Source organism: Dyella dinghuensis, assembly GCF_003977615.1.
Classification (GTDB): Bacteria; Pseudomonadota; Gammaproteobacteria; order Xanthomonadales; family Rhodanobacteraceae; genus Dyella_B; species Dyella_B dinghuensis.
In genome coordinates this window covers 203,370-223,448 of sequence record NZ_RYZR01000003.1, presented here as the reverse complement: position 1 = coordinate 223,448, position 20,079 = coordinate 203,370, and the positions used below count along the sequence as shown (strand labels likewise).

Sequence of the window (20,079 nt, the reverse complement as noted above, 5' to 3'; positions counted from 1 at the left end):
CCCATCAGTCATAGCGCCGGGACGTTCATCTGGAACTATCGTTCCCACTGTCGACCTCACACCATAGGGTTTCTGCCATGCAGCCTATTCGCACTCTTCTAGCCGTTGCGGTCATGAGCGGTATTGCTGCCCTCGTTGCAACACCAGTTGTTTCCGGCGCCGATCAGACGGCCGCTGCAAGCAACGCAAATGTCGGTATCGATCTTTCGTATATCGATCATTCGGTGAAGTCGGGCGACGACTTTTTCAGCTATGCCAACGGTGCGTGGGTGAAAATGGCGCAGATTCCTGCCGATCGATCCGCGACTGGACCTACGCAGGAACTGGAAGACCTAACCGCCAAGCGCACGGCGGATCTGATCCAGAACATGGCGAAGACGCATCCGGCGGCCGGGACCAATAATCGCAAGATTGCCGATTTCTATGCTGCCTATATGGATGAGGCCGGCATCGAGAAAAAAGGCCTCGCTCCGGTCAAGGCCGAACTGGGTGAGATCGATGCCATCAAGACGCGCGATGACCTTGCGCGCGTGCTGGGCCGTGAAATGCGCGCTGACGTCGATCCGATCAATGCCACCAATTTTCAGACCGAAAATCTGTTCGGACTTTTCATTGCGCAAGGGCTGGAAGATCCTTCACACAATATCGCTTACCTGATGCAAGGCGGCTTAGGCATGCCCAGCCGCGATTACTACTTATCGCATGATCCGGAGATGGCAGCGGATCGCGCAAAATATAAAACCTATATCGGGGCCTTGCTGAAACTGGCGGGCACAACGGATGCCGATACGCAGGCAGCAGCCATCATGACGCTGGAAACGAAAATTGCGCAGGCGCAACAAAGCCTTGTCGATAGCGAAGACATCCACAAAGCCAACAACATGTGGACGATCGCCGACTACGCGCAGAGGGCGCCAGGCATGAACTGGACCGTCTATTTCAATGCTGCCGGTCTTGGCGATCAAAAACAGATCGATGCCTGGCAACCGGCAGCGACGATCGCCATTGCCGCACTAGTGGGCAGCGAGCCCATTGAGACATGGAAACAGCTGCTGCGTTATCACGCCATCGATTCGGCTGCACCGTTACTGCCCAAGGCATTCGCCGACCTCAACTTCACTTTTTATTCCGGCACGCTGGAAGGCGTACCCGCGCAACCCGAGCGTTGGAAGCGTGCCGTGGATGCAACCAGCAGCGATCTCGACTACGCGGTAGGGCGCGTCTACGCGCAGAAATATTTTCCGCCGGAGGCGAAGGTCGAAGTGCAGGATATGGTGAAGAACCTTATCGCGACGTTCAACGAGCGCCTCGATACACTTGCCTGGATGACACCCGCTACGCGTGCCAAGGCCAAGGCAAAGCTGGCCGCGTTGCGTGTCGGAGTGGGCTATCCCGATACGTGGCGTGACTACAGTGCATTGGTTGTACGGCAGGACGATGCGCTTGGCAATCACGAGCGCGCTATCGAATACCGTTATCACTACCAGTTATCCAAATTAGGTAAACCCGTCGATCGCGGCGAGTGGTGGATGACACCGCAAACGGTCGATGCGGTGAATCTACCGGTGCAAAACGCGCTGAATTTCCCCGCTGCCGTATTGCAACCGCCGTTCTTCTTCCCGCACGGCGATGCGGCCGTCAATTACGGTGCAACCGGTGCCACGATCGGCCATGAAATCAGTCACAGCTTCGACAACCTGGGCTCCGAGTTCAATGCCCAGGGCAAGCTGGAAAACTGGTGGACGCCGCAGGACGCTGCGCATTTCAAGGCGACGACCCAGAAACTCGTCGATCAATACAACCACTACGAAGCGTTACCCGGCTTGCACGTCAACGGTCAACAGACGCTTGGCGAAAACATTGCCGACGTTGCCGGACTCGCGGTCGCTTATGCGGCCTATCATCGATCGTTGCACGGCAAACCCGCCCCAGTGATCGGCGGCCTCACCGGCGACGAGCGTTTCTTCCTTGCGTACGCGCAGAGCTGGCGTGTGAAGATTCGCGATGCGGAACTGCGTCAGCGTCTGTCGACGGATGTGCATGCGCCGGACAACATTCGCGCACAGGCTGTACGCAATATCGACGGGTGGTATGCACCGTTCCATGTGCAATCCGGCCAGAAGCTTTATCTGTCCCCGGATGACCGGGTAAAGATCTGGTAGTCGTTTACGCTTCAAGCCGGTGAACCGAACCAATAGCAATGCACGCCATCGAGTGCATAGCATGTAAAAGAAAGCCCGGCAGAAGCCGGGCTTTCCCATTTCCCTTCCTGTATTTCTTATTGCTGAACTTGCAGTTCCGTACGACGGTTGCGAGCGCGACCTTCGGCCGTCTTGTTGGTGTCGATCGGGTCGTTCAGACCATGACCGATCGGACCTTCCAGACGGCTGGCGTCGATACCATGCGAGGTCAGGTAGTCGTACACGATCTTTGCACGACGCTCCGACAGGCCCTGGTTGTAAGTAGCCGTACCCACGCTGTCGGTGTAACCGGCCACCGTCACGTGCACCTGCGGGTAACGCTTGAGCGTATCCACAGCCTGGTCGAGGATCGCCAGCGAGTCGCTGCTCGGCACGGCCAGCGTCGGCTCGATGTTGGTCTCGCCCTTCTTCGGACGGTCGAACTTGAAGTTGACACCCTTCAGGTCGATCACAACCTTCTGCGGGCAGCCGTCCGGACCCACGATCGTGCCTTCCGGCAGATCCGGGCACTTGTTGTCGCACAGGTTCACGCCGTTGCGGAATTGCTTGGAGCAGTCAGGTTGCGGCGGCGGTGGTGCAACCGGTGGTGCGGGCGGGGCAGGTGGCGGACCAAGGCGGAACACCATGGCCACGTCGGCTATCGCATCGCCAAAACCGTTGCGCTGCGGGAAGGTCTTGTTGTCCCAGTCGTAGCGATACTTGATTTCGCCACGGATGTCGATGTTCTCGGTGATCGTCTTGGAGAGACCGACGCCGCCTTCTGCAGCAGGATCGACACCGTGATTGAACGGATCGATGTGCTGGCTGGCCATCACGCCACCCACCAGATATGGACGCCATGCGTTCCAGTCGAGGAAGAAATAACGCACGTCGACACCGATATTGTTGCTCGCCCATCGACCACCGCCCAGATCGTAGTCGACCCGACGTTGGGTCCGATCGGCAAACAGATCGACTGCGACATTCGGCGAGACAAACTTGCCTATACCCAGGCCGTAGTAGATCTGATTCCTGTTGGTCAGACGTTTGGTGTCATTGTGAAACCAGCCCACATAAGGTGATACGTACCAACGATCATCAAAGCTTGTGTTTGTGACGTCACTGCTGGGGGCACTGCCCGCTGCGGTAGATGTGTTGTCCTGCGCATGGACACCGAACGTGGCTCCTAGCGCAAGAGCGACCGATAAAAACAAACATTGGCGCTTCATCATGGGTCTCCCATTGCGGTTGTTAGTTCTTGGATCTTCCTGCTGATAGAAACATCTAAGCCCTTTGGATATCAGTGGGAAGAATTCAGTCCGCCCCCGTCGGCCCCACTAAGTCCTTTTATTACCCGAATCCGTGTCAAAACAATTACCGACTTTTCCTCGTTAAACCCCATAAGAACTTCCTATGAATCTCACGCAAAAGCGCTTACTTGCAGCCTCAACACTCGCATTGCATCGATCCATAACGCTTTAGTTATCTCTATGAAAGTGAAAAAACCGACAAGGCTTTAAGAAGCTGTTGCCAAATAGTCAGTCTGGAGGCAGCGGAGAGCGTCTCAGCGATGAAGAATCAAACAGTTCATCGCGTCAATTTGTGTAATGAATCCATGATGGCTCGTCGCGGCGACGTTAACGGCGCGTGTTCATCACATCAATGTCACGGAAAAACGAGTCAATCGACATCGATTTCACGCCGGAAATGGGGCTTTTTAGCCCAATTCGCTACGGATGCTCTATCGCGTGCATTTCCGACAAATTAAAAACTGTGCCAATACCGGACAAAACTTAAATCAAACTGACGAATTATTTCTTATGCAAGTTTGGAATGACTCCGATTTTTTTTGAGGGTGTTCGCATTTGAAACACTCTTCCGAGGGCGATGCGATGACACTGATCACTCATCGGTGCGTATACGGCCGTTAGGCATGCAGCGATATCGTTTGCGACGATCCACAACATGGGTGACATCGAAAGACACGATCGCGTGGGTTAGGAAATACAGCTAGCGCCATGTCATCCTTGAAGGTGGTTACATCGGGCAAGTCATGACGAAGATCAATATGGATGGCGCTTACATGTATGACATACGAATTTCCATGCTTCTCGACCGACTCAATGTCTGCCGTATCCGTGCAGCGCATACAGAGCACCAATGGCATCGCGCCATACCGGAAAAAGCGATGCCTAAACACAACGAATGCAGCGATTATTCGCGCGAGAGTCATGCTCTTTTGACACGGCGCGCTACCGTGTTTAACCTTCCCACGTCGACATGCCGCGAGCAGTACGTTTTCTCAACGGTTTGCATGGGGTGACGGGGGAGATGCTATGCGGAAGGCCATTACGCTGGGATGGATGCGTAAGGAGCGCTTTCTAGCCTTAAGCGTTCTTACGACGATTGCGTTCTACCTGTTTAGCGATTCCCTGTTTGGGGGATTGTCCGACATATATCGACTGACGTTGGTGTTCTTCTGGTTGTTTTCTGTTGTGCTCGGCTCCGCACTTGCCGTCGTGAGGCATGCCGATCACATCGCCGAACGCCTCGGTGAGCCGTACGGCACGCTGATCCTTACGCTTTGCATCACGTCGATCGAAGTCGTGAGCATCACGGCAATCATGCTGCACGGCGCGAACAATCCGACCTTGGCGCGCGATACGCTGTTTGCGGTAACCATGATCGTGCTTAACGGGATGGTGGGTCTTTCGTTGTTGTTGGGCGGCTGGCGTTACCGCGAGCAGTATTACAACCTTCAAGGTGCCAATACCTATCTTGGCGTCATCATTCCGCTTGGCGTGTTGTGTCTCGTGTTGCCGAATTTCACTGTGGTTGCATCCGGGCCACCCAGGCTTTCTATCGCGGAGAAAATCTTCGTTGCCTCGGTTTCGCTCGGGCTCTATGTGGCTTTCTTGTTTCTTCAGACTAGAAGGCATCGTGCCTATTTTGCCGCGGAACAAGACGTCGAAGAGACATCGATTGCGGAGACATTCTCTCTGACGCCACCACTTGCATGGCATGCTGCGCTGCTCGTCATCTACATGGCGCTTGTCGTCTATCTGGCTGAGAAGCTTGCGCCACCCGTCGATTACGTTGTGGAGACGATGGGCAAGCCCGCTGCGCTTGCGGGCCTGGCGATGGCTGTGCTCGTCGCAACGCCTGAGATATTGGGCGCCGTGCGTGCCGCCGGTAAAAACAATTTGCAGCGGTCGATGAACATCTTCCTGGGTTCGGTGCTTTCGACAATTGGATTGACCATCCCGGCGATCATCGTGATCAGCGAGGTAACGCTTCATCCGATCCGGTTGGGGCTGGAACATACCGACCTGCTGCTCTTCGTACTGACCTTGTTTCTATGCACGGTCACTTTTTCCAGCGGGCGCACTAACATCCTTCAGGGCGGCGTGCATCTCATCCTCTTTGCCGCGTATATCTTCTTTATCTTTCAGTGATGCGTTGGCGTGGCGGGAACGACGATATTTTCCTGATGCACGACTTTCTCTCCCTTGGTGATGAACTTCAGACGATACGAACCTGGCCGCAGATATAGGTTTCCTGATGGGACGCCTTGCGTACTGCTGTATAGCGATACGTTGGATTCGCTCGTTTCCAGCGGTGCAAGATCCAGCAGCAGGCGATCGGCGGGAATGGCATCGTCGCCTTCGTTGCTGTAACGCGCTTCAATCAAGCATGGGTAGTGTGCGTGGCATTCGTCTGCGCTTGTGGGGAAGGGTTGGCGAAGTTCGCCCAGCGTGAGCCAGGCGGGGCGTCCTCGTATCACATGTGACGGCGGAAAGAAAACGTTGACGTCGTAGCTTGAACGTAGCGCCCATGGCTTACCCGCCGCATTCACGAAAACGATCGCGGCTTGCGGACGCAACTTGTCCATGATCTCGGTGTAGTAAGGATGGTCGTCTTCTTTCGACGGATGCGGATACATCGCCGTTTGATCGATGGAAAGCATCGGTAGCGCAACGAGCTTGTGCAGGTGCTCGGCCATGGATGAGCCGCCCAGATAGCTCCCCGATGTCGTGATGTGCTCGTAACCCGCATTGATCACCAGTTTTGCTTGCGGATCACGTGCGAACACTTGTTTGTAAAGGTTTTGCGCCTGTTCGCTTTCGCGTGCGTCGCTGCTGCTTGTGTCGGTGGTGGCCTCATAGGCGACCACCTTGAAGCCGAGTTTGAGCGCTGTACGCACCATTTCCGCATAAATGGGTTCTTCGGTATAGAAGCCGCTGTTATCGGTCGGGTAACCGCGAGAGGTTAGCGCCGTATCGGTTTGCACAAGAGTTTCAGCTGCGAAGTAGTTGAAGCCCTCGTCGTGCAAACGGCTTAAAAGCTGCACGGTCAGGCTTCGTGTCAGCGCGATGTTGTGCGCTTCGTTGAAAAGTACGATGCGATAATTTTTAGCGAGCTCCGGAATGGCGTCGAGAGCGGGCCGCGCTACGTAGCCGTCTTCCGCAAGTGGTGAAGGGTTGTCACCAGGTTGAGCATGTTGCGCAATGGAAAAGCTATCCATGGCTTCAGGATAGGCACCGAGAAAGCTTTGGTACCAACTGACGTACTGCCCAAATAGCAGACGGAATGCTTGCGAGTTGTCGCTGACATACGCCTCACGCATGGCCAGGTATTGATCGAGCAGCCCTTTGTGGGCATTGACGTCGGCCATGATTCTGTCGGTCTTGGCCGCTGCTGCCTGTTGCTGCGCGGCCCATCGCTCGGCCGACTGCGCACGACATAGCCTCGCCGCGCCGGTAAGCGACAGCGCCACTGCGATCAACCCAACCAGGCATCGTGCGGCCATGCAGCTTTTAGCCTCGTTGCGGACTTAACCTGTTTTAACGCGAGTATCCGTCGCGATCCAGTTTATTTCCCACGTTTTGCCGCCATCGTCGGAGAATGCCTGCTCGAAGTGGCATGAATCGGAGGTTATGTCGGAGATCACAAAGCGAACCAGGATCGTGCGGTCGTTATAGCTTTCCTGATCGATGAATTCGCCACGCCCGTTCCGGAATTCGCCAATGGTCGGTACGCCCAGCGAACCACCTTTGCTGCTGGCGACATTGAGGCTCCATTGATGCGCCTGCGGGTTGTACAAACGCAAGGACAACAGTTCCATGTGGCCGGCTTGCCCATCGACTTCCAGCTCCACCAGGTTGGCGCGGCCGTTCCACACTTTGCTTACGACGGTCGTCCCGTCATACGTCGCCCATTGTTGGGAACCTGTAAGCGGGTGAACAAGGCGTTTCAGGTGCGTTTTCCACGTGCCGATTTCAAAGTCGAAATCGTGCTGTCCGTCGCGATAGGCGCTGCTCGCCTGTGTGGCGTTCGTTTGGCCGGTGGCGTGGACTGAAGATGCTATAAAGCCCGACGCGCATAACAGTGCTGCAAACCGAGCCATTGTGTCGAATGTCATCGCCGCCATCCCATGTTGATGCCCCATTGCGTTAACTGCACATTACGCCAGCGATGGAAAGGTCCAAATAACCACTTTCGCGTTTAGCGATATAGCCATTTGCCGGTCTCGGCTGACGCGCCTCGATGGGTTAATCTCCAGCGTGATACGTGCGCGCCCGTTATGCTGTGCGCTGTTTATGTCTTGTGTTTCGAGCTGGAGCTACTCATGAAATCACGCGCTGCCGTCGCTTTTGCACCCGGAAAACCGTTGGAAATCGTCGAGATCGACGTCGCACCGCCGCGCGCAGGCGAAGTACTCGTCAAGATTACGCACACGGGCGTATGCCATACCGATGCGTTCACGCTGTCCGGCGACGATCCCGAAGGTATTTTCCCCGCCGTGCTGGGTCATGAAGGCGGCGGCATCGTTGTGGAAGTGGGTGAGGGCGTCACCAGCGTCAAGCCGGGCGATCATGTGATTCCGCTGTACACAGCCGAGTGCGGCAAGTGCAAGTTCTGCCTGTCGGGAAAAACCAACCTATGCCAGGCCGTGCGCGCCACGCAGGGTAAAGGGCTGATGCCCGACGGCACGACGCGCTTCTCCTATCAGGGGCAGCCCGTGTATCACTACATGGGCACCAGCACGTTCAGCGAATACACCGTGGTTGCGGAAGTGTCACTTGCGAAGATCGATCCGCATGCGCCGTTGGAGAAAGTCTGCCTGCTTGGTTGCGGCGTCACCACTGGCATCGGCGCCGTGCATAACACGGCCAAGGTCGAACCGGGCGCGAGTGTCGCGGTGTTCGGCTTGGGTGGCATCGGTCTGGCGGTGATCCAGGGCGCCAAGCAAGCCAGGGCCGGGCGCATTCTGGCGATCGATACCAATCCGGCTAAGTTCGATCTTGCGCGCAATATGGGCGCCACCGACTGCATCAACCCGAAGGATTACGACAAACCGATTCAGGACGTGATCGTGGCGCTGACCGATGGCGGCGTCGATTACAGCTTCGAATGCATCGGGAACGTCGACGTCATGCGCGCGGCGCTGGAGTGCTGCCACAAAGGTTGGGGCGAAAGCATCATCATCGGCGTTGCCGGAGCGGGGCAGGAAATCCGTACGCGGCCTTTTCAATTGGTGACCGGCCGCGTGTGGCGCGGCAGTGCATTCGGCGGCGTGAAAGGCCGGACGCAATTGCCCGGTATGGTGCAGCAGGCGATGCGCGGGGAAATTCGTCTGGATCCGTTCATTACGCACACGATGCCGCTGGAGAAGATCAACGAGGCGTTCGACCTGATGCACGAAGGCAAGTCCATTCGTACTGTCATCCACTTCTGATCGTCGTCGGGAACGTCTATGGAACGCATTGAACACCGCGCCTGTTTCGGCGGCTGGCAGGATGTTTATCGCCACGATTCGTCCACGCTTAATTGCGGCATGCAGGTTGCGGTGTACCTGCCGCCGCAAGCAGCGAAGGGTGGCGTGCCGGTGCTGTACTGGCTGTCTGGTCTGACGTGTACCGAGCAGAACTTCATCACCAAGGCCGGCGCACAACGTTATGCCGCCGAGCACGGCGTGATGCTGGTCGCGCCCGACACCAGCCCACGCGGTGAGAACGTTCCCGATGCCGACGGATACGATCTGGGCAAGGGCGCGGGGTTTTATGTCGATGCGACGCGAGAGCCTTGGTCGCGGCACTATCGCATGTACGACTATGTGGCGAACGAATTGCCTACACTGATTGAAGCGCATTTTCCGGCAACGTCATCGCGAGCGATCAGCGGGCATTCCATGGGCGGTCATGGTGCCTTGATGATTGCGCTGCGAAATCCGGAGCGGTATCGCAGTGCCTCGGCATTTTCACCGATCGTTGCGCCGTCGCAGGTGCCGTGGGGAGAAAAGGCGTTTTCTGCCTATCTCGGTGATGACCGCGAAGTCTGGAAGGCCTATGACACGCTCGAGCTTCTGAGAGCAGCAACGCAAAAGCTCCCCTTGCTGATCGACCAGGGCGATGCAGATGAATTTCTCGATAAGCAATTGCAGCCCGATAGGCTCATGCGCGAAGCCGATGCATTGGATTATCCCATCACACTACGCATGCAGCCAGGCTACGATCACAGCTATTACTTTATCGCGAGCTTCATCGGCGACCACGTGGCGTATCACGCGGCCGCGTTAAAGATCTGAAAACGTGGGGCGAAACGACAATCGTTAGTTGATGGACGCCTTGAGCGCCTTGGTCACTTCGCTGGCGATGTCATCCTGAATCATCAGTTTGTCGGCCCATGAACGATCGTAGGTTTGCGACCAGACCACAAAGCCATCGTCGGTGCGCACCAATCGCGCGGACACACGCAGTGTGTTGCCCGATTTGCGTACGCTGCCATCCAGCACATACGCAACATTGAGTGCCTTGCCCACCTGCGCGACGGTCACCTGTTTGTCTTTGAAGTAGAACGACGAGGTTGGCGACGACACGTGCAGTCCTTGTGACTGGCTCAGTTTGTCGATCAACTCGTCAGTCATGCCGTCGGCGAACGGTTCCTCGTTCATCGTGTCCGTCATGTCCAGGAAGGGGAGCACCGCAATGGACTTCGGGTTTGGTACGGCCGCCGTCACCGGTGTCTGATGCGGATGGGTATATGCATAGGCGATCAACGCAACCGCGACAGCGAGCACGGCGGCGATCCCCCACCACGCGGCACGACGCGTTCGTACCGCTGCGACGCGCGGCGACGCCAATACATCGTTGGCTGCCTGTTGCGCTACGGCGGGCAATTCGTCGTTACTGACCGGGGCGACCATGCGATAGCCGCGGCGTGGAATGGTGGCGATATAAACCGGTTGCTTGGGATCGTCGCCGAGCAGCCGCCGCAGCGAGGTCACTGCCTGATACACCGAATCGGGCGTGACGATCACGCCCTCCCACACCTGGTTCAGCAACTCATCGATGCTGACCACCTCGCCCGCGTGCTCCGCCAGGCATAGCAGCAGGCGCATGGTGCGCGCTTCGAGCCGGACGGTTTCGTCGCCGCGGACGATCTGGCCGGACAGCGGACTCACCGTCCATTCGCCGACGCGCAGCGTTGCCTTGGCAGACTGACCCATGCTCGAGGACATACGCGCCTTATGTGCGGGGACCGATCCATTGATGTTCGCATTCGGGCGTGCAGAGCGGCAACTGCCAAGAATCGGTGCGATAAGCAGTGCGATTCAGAGATCTTCAGCTTCCTTCAGGGCATTTTTCAGGACTTGAGCGGCGGAGCGCGCCCACAGTGCCGCCGCGCTTTTCGGCCATCCGGGCCAGAAGCTGCCCATGATCTCAAGGAGTCCCGCCGCATGATCCGCTACATCGCCGCTGCTGCCGCGTTCGCTTTCGTCAACCTGCCGCTCCATGCCACGACCTACACCTTCGAACCGCAACATACCGAAGGCATCGTGCGCTGGACCCATCTGGGATTTGCCAACCCCACTGCCCAGTTCACCCGGGTGGAAGGCTCGCTGAACTACGATGCGGCGGACCCGACCCGGGCCACGGTGACCGCCACGATCGCGCTGGCCAACATGACCAGCGGCGTGCCGGATCTGGACGATAACTTCCACTCCGTCGATTTCTTCGACACCGCCAAGTTTCCTACCGCGACGTTCAAGAGCACCAAGGTTGCGCAGGGCGGGGCACCGGGCAAACTCACCGTTACCGGCAATCTCACCGTGCATGGGGTAACGCGGCCTGTCACATTGGATGTGACGCTCAACAAAATCGGGCTGGACATTCGCAACAATTTGCCAGCGATCGGTTTCGACGCAACGACAATACTGAAGCGGTCGGACTTCGGTCTGGGGGCATACGTGCCGCAGGTCAGCGACGAGGTGAGCATCCACATCACCGTCCAGGCAGACGAAGCAAAAGGTTACGCGAAGATACTGCGCGCCGATGCAGATGAGGCAGCAGCCGATGCCAAGGCAGCCGCCCAACGTGCTGCCGATGCGGAAGCGGCAGCAAAACAGTAATCGTTTCGTCAAGTTCGGGGCAGTTGCCGAGTGCAACTGCTTCGGCAATGCGCGGCATTGCGACGACGCACGCTTGCACAAAAACGCAACACATGCGCAGACGATGTGTGCTTAAGTATCGCAGTTGTGCTTCAGGAGACGATGTGCGATGAGCGATACGACCAGTGCCGGCAAAGCGATCAAGGTCAGCGTGACAGGCTTTGATCTCATTAATAAGCCGATGTTGAACAAAGGCGTTGCTTTCAACGAGAGCGAACGCAACACGTTTCGATTGCACGGTATCCTGCCGCCGCACATTGGTACAATGGAGGAGCAGATCGAACGCAGGTTGAAAGGCATGCGTTCCTTTGCGACGGACTTCGAACGCTACGCCTTCCTGCGAGAGCTGCAGGACAGCAACGAAACGCTTTTCTACGCATTGCTGGTTCGTTACATCGACGAATTGCTTCCACTTGTGTACACGCCAACGGTGGGCGAGGGCTGCCAGCATTTCAGTGAAATCTGGCGCAAGCCGCGCGGTTTGTTCCTGAGCTATCCGAACAAGCAACGCATTCGCGATATTCTCGCAGATCCCCGCTTCGATCCCGTGCGCGTGATTGTCGTCAGCGATGGTGAGCGCATTCTGGGTCTGGGTGACCAGGGCGCTGGCGGCATGGGCATTCCGATTGGAAAGCTATCGTTGTACACCGCGTGCGCGGGTATTCATCCGGATCTGACCTTGCCCATTCTGCTCGATGTGGGCACGAACAATACCGAACGTCTTTCCAATCCGCTTTATATCGGTTGGCGCCATGAGCGCGTCGTTGGCGCGGAGTACGACGCGTTCGTCGAAGAATTCGTCGAGGCCGTGGTCGAGCGCTGGCCGGATATCCTGCTGCAATGGGAAGATTTCGCGGGATCCAATGCCAGCCGTTTGCTTGAGAAGTACCGCGACCGCCTGTGCACATTCAATGATGACATCCAGGGTACTGCGTCCATTGCAGCGGGAACGTTGCTGGCCGCGGTCAATGTCACGGGTGTGAAGCTCACCGATCAACGTATCGCCGTATTGGGCGCCGGCTCTGCCGGTTGCGGTATTTCCAATCTGTTGCTGCGGGCGATGGTCGATGCCGGTCTCGATGAGGATCTGGCGCGTGCGTCGTTTTATCTGGTCGATCGCAACGGTTTGATTGTCGAAGGCATGGAAGGTATTACGCCGGCGCAGGAGCCATTCGTGCAGCAGCGCGACGCGATCGACACGTGGGTACTGGAGAAGCCTTATCAGGTCGGCCTGCTCGAAGTCATGCGAAACGCGAAACCCACGGTGTTGATTGGCGTGTCGGGGCAGGCGGGTGCATTTACGGAACCGGTTATCCGCGAAATGGCCAAGCATGTGCAACGGCCTGTGATCTTTCCGCTGTCCAATCCGACTTCACGCAGTGAAGGAACACCGCAACACCTGATGGAATGGACGGATGGTCGCGCCTTGATAGGAACCGGCAGTCCGTTCTCACCGGTGACATGGAATGGAAAGACGACTCCGGTCGATCAGACGAATAATTCCTACATTTTTCCGGGCATCGGCTTGGGGGTGTTGGGTGCGCATGCCCGACGCGTCACGGATGGCATGTTCATGGTCGCCGCGAAGGTGGTCGCGGCGATGTCGCCGACTGCGCAAGACCATAACGGCCGCTTGCTTCCGCCCGTCGATCAATTGCGCGCCGTATCGCTGGCAGTCGCCAAGGCCGTCGCCAGACAAGCACAGGCCGACGGCGTTGCCGACCCGTGCGATGAAGCAACTCTTGACCAACGGATTCAGTCGTTCGTGTGGGAGCCCAAGTACTGTCCCTATGAACTTGTGCCGCCTTGTTGAGTTCCGACGACCGAATGACGATCAGCCACCCGCGACATTGAACAACTGAAATTCGCGAATGCGCGGCGTGCAGACACTGGACAGAATATTCAGTCGCACCTTGCTAGTGGTGGTTGCCGTGAAGCGGTCGATCTTCATATGCCCGATGGCTTCAGCCTTGGCCACCTGCACCCATTTGCCATCAGCCCATGCTTCGATGGCATATTTCTGCACGCATTGACCGTCGTTCAACCATTCCATCGTAAGGCCATGATTGAAGGTGATGGGTTTGGCGAAATCGGCTTCAAGCGTCGCGTGAGGTGAACCCTCAGCAGCAGACCAGAAGGTATCGGGATCGCCGTCGAGGGCTGCGTCAACGTTCGGATCACCCGCGATATGGTTGCGAGCCAGGTCTTTGTCGACACCGTAGCGAGCCTGCAGCGCTTCGCCGAACTCCCTGAGGCGTGCAACGTCGGCGTCGGGCAAAACACCATGGCGGTTCGGTGCGATGCCAAGCATCAGCTGTCCGCCGCGACCGACGCTGTTCTCCCATATATCGACCAGTTCGTCGACACTCTTCAAGGTCTTGTCGCTGTCCGGATGCCAGAACCATTCCAGCTTGTGCAGCGGTGTATCCACTTCCACCGGGCGCCAGCGCAATTCACTGTGCCGATCGATGACGTTCCAGTTTTCGCCGTGGATATGACCATCTTCCTGGCCCACCCAGCGGATGTCGCCATAGCCAAAGAGTGCGACGTCGGCAAAAACCATCACGTTCGACTGATACGTTCTCAGTTCTTCAACATATTTTTTGAAATCGTAAACGTGACCTGCGCTACCCGCACCGTCCAGCCACCATTCTGTGAGTGGACCATAGTCTTGAATCAACTCATCCATCTGCGCGAGATAGTATTTATCGTAAGCTACTGAGTCGGCGTAACGCGGTTCATGGCGATCCCACGGCGACAAATAGATACCGAACCCCATGCCCTCCTTGCGCACGGCTTGTTCGGTCATTTGCACCAGGTTGCCTTTGCCGTTCATCCACGGGCTGTTTTTAACGGAGTAGTCGCTTTGCTCCGTTGGCCACAGCGCGAAGCCGTCGTGATGTTTGGCGACCAGCACAAGATAGGTTGCACCGGCAGACTTGGCCGCGCGGGCCCACTGCGTGGGATCGACGTGGTCGGGATTGAAAACTTTGGGATTGGCCGTGCCGTCGCCCCATTCACGGTCGAGGAAGGTGTTCGTGCCGAAATGTACGATCACCCCAAATTCAAGATCCTGCCAGTGCACTTGTTGCGGCGATGGTTTGATATCGACGAAATTCTGCGCGAACGAAGTGCTTGTGACGAAGCTAGTGCCGACTGCGAAGGCGAGGAGAATGCGTAGACCCATCCGCATGTTTTCGAATCCTGCGTAAATGCTTTTTGGAAGAGGAGTGACGAGATTGGAGCTGCACGCGGCTCAATCGGGATGAGCTGCCGCACCAAACTGCAAGGCATCGGATATTTCTTTAGTCGCGCGCCGCAGCTCGGCAAGCACGTCATCCATGGTGGTTTGTGCTTCGGTACGCTGCTCGATGAAGGGAATGGTGAGCGCGCAGACGGCACGTCCGTGTTGCAACACCGGCGCCGAAAGGTCGGTGACCGCATCGACGATTTGGCTCGGCTCGCTGGCGTAGCCGCGCGCACGAAGCTGTGTCAGCAATTTGGTCAGCTTCTTTCGGTCCAGTGCAGGTTCGTACTTGACGATCATGTCGAGCCAGCGCTCGCGTACCGGCTCATCCTGAAAGGCGAGAAGTACATGACCCGACGTGGACCGTGACATCGGACGCCGGTGTCCGACGCGCACGACCAGGGCAACCTCACCGGGTGGATCCACGCGGGCGACCACCACGATCTGTTCGTGCGAAGGCACGACCAGATGGCAAGCCTGGCCGCTGATGTCGGCGAGTTTGTGCATGACAGGCAACGCCGCTTCGATCGTGCTTTTTACCGGCGGCTGTTCCATGCCTAGACGAAATAGCCTGGTGGTGACCGAGTAGCCGACGTCGCCTTCGCCACGGCTGATGTAATCGCGCTCTTCCAGCACCTGCAGCATGCGGAAGATCTCACCGCGCGAGCGGCCGACACCTTCGGAGATCTCGGTAATACTGAGCGGCTTGTGCGCGCTCGCCAGCAGCTCGAGGATGTCCAGCCCTTTGTCCAGCGCGGGCGCACGGTATTTGGGGGTTTGAGTCGGCATGGCTCTCCTTTCCTTTGGCGGCCGGCTTGCCGCCTCGCTTACGACACTGCCGCCAATCATGCCGGGCTGTCCGGCGGATTTGTTGCGGCGCGTCTTGTGGCGCAGGTGAATTATCGTTTCATATTTGCACATAATGGCGGAGGCCGCCACGCGGTTGTGCGAATCCCACCCTGGGGCTCGCCATAGAGAGAAGAGGGTGGATGTGCAGCCGGTGACAGATAACCAAGCGATGCCGCTCGCCGGCGCCACGGAGACCGAACAGCGATCATGGTTGCCACTGGTCTTGATCGTCAGCCTGTTCTTTCTGTGGGGCGGCGCCAACAACCTCAACGACGTGTTGATTGCGCAATTCAAGAAGGCATTCGTGCTCAGCGATTTCCGCGCTGGGCTGGTGCAGAGCGCGTTCTACCTCGGGTATTTCCTGGTCGCGATGCCGGCAGGCATATATATGCGCCGCTTTGGCTACAAGAGCGCCGTCGTATTCGGATTGGCGCTCTACGGGTTGGGCGCGCTGTTGTTCTGGCCGGCTGCGGCATCCGCCACCTACGGCCTGTTTCTGTTCGCGCTGTTCGTGATTGCCAGCGGGCTGGCCTTTCTGGAAACCTCGGCCAATCCATTTGTGACGTTGCTCGGTCCGCGCGAAACGGCAACACGCCGGCTCAACCTGGCGCAGGCCTTCAATCCGCTGGGTTCGATCGCGGGCATTCTGATTGGCCAGCACTTCATCTTTTCCGGCATTGATCGCTCGTCTGCCCAGCTTGCGGCTATGAGCGTGGCGGATCGTACGGCTTACTACGCCAGCGAAACGCGGGCCGTGCAGTGGCCCTATCTGGTGATCGGCATTGTGGTGCTGTGCTGGGCGGTGTTGATTGTGCTGACGCGTTTTCCAAAGGCGACTGCGTCACACACAGATACCGTATTGGCGGGCGGAGGCGGCGTGCTGCGCAGGTTACTGGGCGACCGGCGTTTTATCGGCGCCATGTTCGCGCAGTTCTTCTATGTCGGCGCGCAGGTCGGTGTGTGGAGCTACACCATCCGCTACGTGCAGGCGACGATGCCGGGTACAACGTCCAGGGATGCCGCGAATTTCCTCACCGCTGGACTGGTGTGTTTCATGGTGGGCCGTTTCGCAGGCACCGCCCTGATGAAGTATCTCGCTCCAGTGCGGCTGTTGATGGCGTTTGCCACGGTGAATATCGCTTTGACTTTGTTTGCCGTCTTCCAGCCAGGTGTTCATGGCGCTTATGCACTGGTGACATGCAGCTTTTTCATGTCGGTGATGTATCCAACCGTGTTCGCACTGGGCGTAGAAGGGCGGAGTGACGATGAACGTAAGCTCGGCTCGGCGCTGCTTGTCATGACCATTATTGGCGGTGCGGTGCTGACCGCGCTGATGGGCGCGGTATCCGATCAAAGCAGCATGGCGCATGCGATGATAGTGCCGGCGTGCAGTTTTGCCGTGGTGTTGCTGTTTGCATGGCAACGACGCCGACATGCTTTGGAAGGGGATAGTTGATGCCACGTCGTTACTATGCGTTGGATCTGCGCGACGACGACGCTGCGATTGCCGAATACGAACGTTTGCATCAACCCGGCAACGTCTGGCCGGAAATTGCTGCGACGATTCATGCTTCGGGCATCGAAGAGATGGAGATTTTTCGCACCGGCAATCGGTTGGTGATGGTTGTCCAGGTGCCCGACGATTACGATGTGCCGATCAAACGCCAGGTGGACGATCCAATGACACATGCGTGGGAAGCGCTGATGGATCGTTATCAGCAACGTTTACCATGGGCCGAAACGGGGCAGAAGTGGGTGCCCATGGCGCGTATTTTTTCGTTGGCTGAAACGCTCTCTGCAGGTCTTTCCGGCAAAAAAACCTGAGCAAGTGATGTAGCGCGGTCTGGCGAACCCAGCCAACGGATGCTTAAGTGAAATCGTTACGCCAGATCACATCGCTGGTGATGCTGCGCACATCCGTCTGTCCGGTCAAGGCCATGCTCACGCTTAATTCGCGGCGGATAAGCTCAATGGCTTGTGTAACGCCGGCTTCACCCATGGCGCCCAATCCATAAAGGAACGCCTTACCGATCAATCCGGCATGCGCGCCGCTGGCCAATGCCTTCAGCAAATCCTGGCCGGTGAGAATGCCGCCGTCGAACAGCACCTGCAATCGGTCACCGACCGCTTGCACGATCGATGGCAACACATCGATGCTGGCAGGTGCACCATCCAGCTGGCGGCCGCCATGATTGGAGACGACGATGGCGTCGACCGCATGTTCGGCGGCGATACGGGCGTCCTCGGGATCAAGGATGCCTTTGATGATGAGTTTGCCGGGCCACAGTGCGCGGATCCATTCGAGGTCTTCCCACGTCAACGTCGGATCGAACTGTTTGGCGATCCACTGCGCGAGCGTGGTGAGGCTGTCGGTATTCTCGACGCGTCCCTGCAAATTGCCGAAGGACCTGCTGGGTGCGTTCAACATGCTCCACGCCCAGCGTGGCTTGCTGAGCATGTCCAGCAGGTTGTGCATGGTCAGCCGGGGCGGTACCGACAAACCATTTTTGATCTCGCGATGGCGCTGACCTTGCACGGTAAGGTCAGCAGTCAGCATCAGCGCTGAGCAACCGGCGGCCTTGGCGCGCTCGATCAGTGCCCGCGTAAAACCGCGATCGCGCATGACATAGATCTGAAACCAGAACGGCGTCTTCACCGCGTCGCGCACTTGTTCGATGGAACAGATCGACATCGTGCTTAGGCAAAACGGGATGCCGGCTTTTTCCGCCGCGCGTGCGCCGAGGATCTCGCCGCCACCGCGTTGCAGCCCGGTAAGGCCGGTTGGTGCAATCGCCAGTGGCATGGACACCGGTTGCCCGACGATGTCCGTGGCCAGGGAGCGATTATCGACGTTACGCATCACCCGTTGCCGCAGTTTTATCCCTGCCAACGCAGCACGATTGGACCGCAGCGTCGTTTCTTCGTAGGAACCGCGATCGGCGTATTCGAAGAAGGCGCGCGGCACGCGGCGCTTCGCGAGTTCGCGCAAATCGGCAACACAGGTGATGGGACTGGTCATCGTGCTCTCGCCACGCTGGCCGGTTCGCGCCATGCGGGACCGTCCGGGTAACGATAATGCGCCAAGGTGCCCGTATGCATTTGCGCGGAAAACCCTGGCGACTCGGGCGCAATATAACAACCGTTGCGCACGATCACAGGGTCGACAAAGTGTTCGTGCAGATGGTCGACGAATTCGATGGCGCGATCGTCTTTCTTCCCGCTGATCGCAACAAAGTCAGCCATCGCGAGATGTTGTACCAATTCGCAGAGGCCAACACCGCCAGCATGCGGAAACACGCGCACGCCGAATTTTGCAGCCAGCAGCAGAATCGCCAGATTTTCGTTCACACCGCCGACGCGAGCCGCGTCGATCTGCACGAGGTCGACTGCACCGGCCTGAAATAGCTGCTTGAACATGACGCGATTGTGCGTGTGTTCGCCGGTTGAAACCGGTACCGGCGTGACGGCGCGGCGGATGGCGGCGTGGCCGATGATATCGTCCGGACTTGTCGGTTCCTCAGCCCAAGCGATGTTTACATCCGACAGGCGCCGCAGCCAGGCGATAGCGTCAGGTACATCCCAGCGCTGGTTGGCATCGACGGCAATGCCGATGTCGGGCCCGACGGTTTCGCGCGCAAGGCGGCAACGCCGTACATCGTCTTCCACATTCATACCGACTTTGAGCTTGATGGTACGAAAGCCTGCGGCAACCGCCTCGCGCGCGAGCCGTTGCATTTTTTCGTCGCTGTAGCCAAGCCAGCCTGGCGATGTGGTGTAGGCGGGATAGCCTTCGGCAAGCAATGTCGCGATGCGCTGCGGTTTGCTGACTTTGGCTGCGTGCAGCATGGTCAGTGCTTCTTCGGGGGTAAGCGCGTCGGTGAGATAACGGAAGTCGATCGTTGCGACTAACTGCTCGGGCGTCATGTCGGCAATGAATCGCCACAACGGTTTGCCAGCCATCCGCGCGGCGAGATCCCAGGCGGCGTTGATCACTGCGCCGATCGCCATATGCATCACACCCTTTTCAGGGCCGAGCCAACGCAACTGGGAATCGCCGATCATACGTTTGGCGAACCCACCGAGATCGCCGATCACGTCATCGACGCTGAGCCCCGATACATGGTGAGCCAACGCGTCGATGGCGACTTTCTGCACATCGTTGCCGCGGCCGATCGTGAACGCAAAGCCGTAACCTTCCAGACCGGGCTGATCGGTGCGCAGCACAACGTACGCGGCCGAATAATCCGGATCAGGATTCATGGCATCCGAGCCGTCCAACTCGCGAGAGGTCGGAAAGCGGACATCATAGGTATCCAATGCCGTGATCTTTGTCATGCAGTGATCTTCCATGA

17 protein-coding genes are annotated in these 20,079 nt (G+C 57.7%); 9 read left to right on the top strand and 8 right to left on the bottom strand.

Annotated elements, in window-relative coordinates; genetic code table 11:
* Window positions 1-77 precede the first annotated feature (77 nt).
* Entirely contained in the window at window positions 78-2,162 is a 2,085-nt protein-coding gene (locus EKH79_RS04155; RefSeq protein ID WP_126672535.1) for a M13 family metallopeptidase, read from the top strand.
* 116 nt (window positions 2,163-2,278) lie between these two features.
* On the opposite strand, the gene EKH79_RS04150 is transcribed toward EKH79_RS04155, so the two are convergent.
* Window positions 2,279-3,409: an OmpA family protein gene (locus EKH79_RS04150; protein ID WP_126673050.1), complete on the bottom strand. Its 1,131-nt coding sequence runs from the start codon at window positions 3,407-3,409 to the stop codon at window positions 2,279-2,281.
* Window positions 3,410-4,233: 824 nt separating this feature from the next.
* On the opposite strand from EKH79_RS04150, the gene EKH79_RS04145 reads away from it, so the two are divergent.
* Window positions 4,234-4,503, top strand: a complete 270-nt coding sequence (locus EKH79_RS04145) for a hypothetical protein (protein ID WP_126672534.1) — start codon at window positions 4,234-4,236, stop codon at window positions 4,501-4,503.
* Window positions 4,504-4,516: 13 nt separating this feature from the next.
* Window positions 4,517-5,635, top strand: coding sequence for a calcium:cation antiporter (locus tag EKH79_RS04140; protein WP_126672533.1), 1,119 nt, complete (start codon window positions 4,517-4,519; stop codon window positions 5,633-5,635).
* Here the strand turns inward: EKH79_RS04140 and EKH79_RS04135 are convergent.
* Window positions 5,629-6,990 (bottom strand): hypothetical protein, encoded by a 1,362-nt coding sequence (locus tag EKH79_RS04135; RefSeq protein ID WP_126672532.1) that lies wholly within the window; start codon window positions 6,988-6,990, stop codon window positions 5,629-5,631. The genes EKH79_RS04140 and EKH79_RS04135 overlap by 7 nt on opposite strands.
* Window positions 6,991-7,014: 24 nt before the next feature.
* The gene (locus tag EKH79_RS04130; RefSeq protein WP_233590176.1) at window positions 7,015-7,602 is read right to left on the bottom strand and encodes a hypothetical protein; all 588 of its coding nucleotides are present in this window, start codon (window positions 7,600-7,602) and stop codon (window positions 7,015-7,017) included.
* 207 nt (window positions 7,603-7,809) lie between these two features.
* Between EKH79_RS04130 and EKH79_RS04125 the strand changes: the two genes are divergently transcribed.
* Both EKH79_RS04125 and fghA read left to right on the top strand, forming a co-directional pair.
* Complete coding sequence (locus EKH79_RS04125) at window positions 7,810-8,919, top strand: S-(hydroxymethyl)glutathione dehydrogenase/class III alcohol dehydrogenase (protein WP_126672531.1); 1,110 nt, start codon at window positions 7,810-7,812, stop codon at window positions 8,917-8,919.
* 18 nt (window positions 8,920-8,937) lie between these two features.
* Window positions 8,938-9,768, top strand: coding sequence for an S-formylglutathione hydrolase (fghA, locus tag EKH79_RS04120; RefSeq protein WP_126672530.1), 831 nt, complete (start codon window positions 8,938-8,940; stop codon window positions 9,766-9,768).
* A gap of 24 nt (window positions 9,769-9,792) precedes the next feature.
* On the opposite strand, the gene EKH79_RS04115 is transcribed toward fghA, so the two are convergent.
* Complete coding sequence (locus EKH79_RS04115; protein WP_233590175.1) at window positions 9,793-10,701, bottom strand: winged helix-turn-helix domain-containing protein; 909 nt, start codon at window positions 10,699-10,701, stop codon at window positions 9,793-9,795.
* Window positions 10,702-10,920: 219 nt separating this feature from the next.
* Here EKH79_RS04115 and EKH79_RS04110 point away from each other — a divergent pair, with 219 nt between their 5' ends.
* Together EKH79_RS04110 and EKH79_RS04105 are read left to right on the top strand one after the other, a co-directional pair.
* The gene (locus EKH79_RS04110; protein WP_126672529.1) at window positions 10,921-11,592 is read left to right on the top strand and encodes a YceI family protein; all 672 of its coding nucleotides are present in this window, start codon (window positions 10,921-10,923) and stop codon (window positions 11,590-11,592) included.
* A gap of 148 nt (window positions 11,593-11,740) precedes the next feature.
* Window positions 11,741-13,444 carry an NAD-dependent malic enzyme gene (locus EKH79_RS04105; RefSeq protein WP_126672528.1) on the top strand — a complete coding sequence of 568 codons (1,704 nt, stop codon included), beginning with the start codon at window positions 11,741-11,743 and terminating at the stop codon, window positions 13,442-13,444.
* A gap of 21 nt (window positions 13,445-13,465) precedes the next feature.
* Here the strand turns inward: EKH79_RS04105 and EKH79_RS04100 are convergent, their stop codons facing one another.
* Window positions 13,466-14,824, bottom strand: coding sequence for an alpha-L-fucosidase (locus tag EKH79_RS04100; protein WP_126672527.1), 1,359 nt, complete (start codon window positions 14,822-14,824; stop codon window positions 13,466-13,468).
* Between the two features lie 63 nt (window positions 14,825-14,887).
* Window positions 14,888-15,667 carry an IclR family transcriptional regulator gene (locus EKH79_RS04095; protein WP_126672526.1) on the bottom strand — a complete coding sequence of 260 codons (780 nt, stop codon included), beginning with the start codon at window positions 15,665-15,667 and terminating at the stop codon, window positions 14,888-14,890.
* Window positions 15,668-15,896: 229 nt separating this feature from the next.
* Here EKH79_RS04095 and fucP point away from each other — a divergent pair, with 229 nt between their 5' ends.
* Window positions 15,897-17,183: an L-fucose:H+ symporter permease gene (fucP, locus tag EKH79_RS04090; protein ID WP_126673048.1), complete on the top strand. Its 1,287-nt coding sequence runs from the start codon at window positions 15,897-15,899 to the stop codon at window positions 17,181-17,183.
* Window positions 17,183-17,551, top strand: a complete 369-nt coding sequence (locus EKH79_RS04085) for an L-rhamnose mutarotase (RefSeq protein WP_126672525.1) — start codon at window positions 17,183-17,185, stop codon at window positions 17,549-17,551. Before fucP ends, EKH79_RS04085 begins: the two co-directional genes overlap by 1 nt.
* 43 nt (window positions 17,552-17,594) lie before the next feature.
* Here the strand turns inward: EKH79_RS04085 and EKH79_RS04080 are convergent, their stop codons facing one another.
* Both EKH79_RS04080 and EKH79_RS04075 read right to left on the bottom strand, forming a co-directional pair.
* Window positions 17,595-18,779: an alpha-hydroxy acid oxidase gene (locus EKH79_RS04080; protein WP_233590174.1), complete on the bottom strand. Its 1,185-nt coding sequence runs from the start codon at window positions 18,777-18,779 to the stop codon at window positions 17,595-17,597.
* Window positions 18,743-20,062 (bottom strand): L-fuconate dehydratase, encoded by a 1,320-nt coding sequence (locus EKH79_RS04075; RefSeq protein ID WP_126672524.1) that lies wholly within the window; start codon window positions 20,060-20,062, stop codon window positions 18,743-18,745. The genes EKH79_RS04080 and EKH79_RS04075 overlap by 37 nt, the downstream gene beginning before the upstream one ends.
* Between the last annotated feature and the right edge of the window lie 17 nt (window positions 20,063-20,079).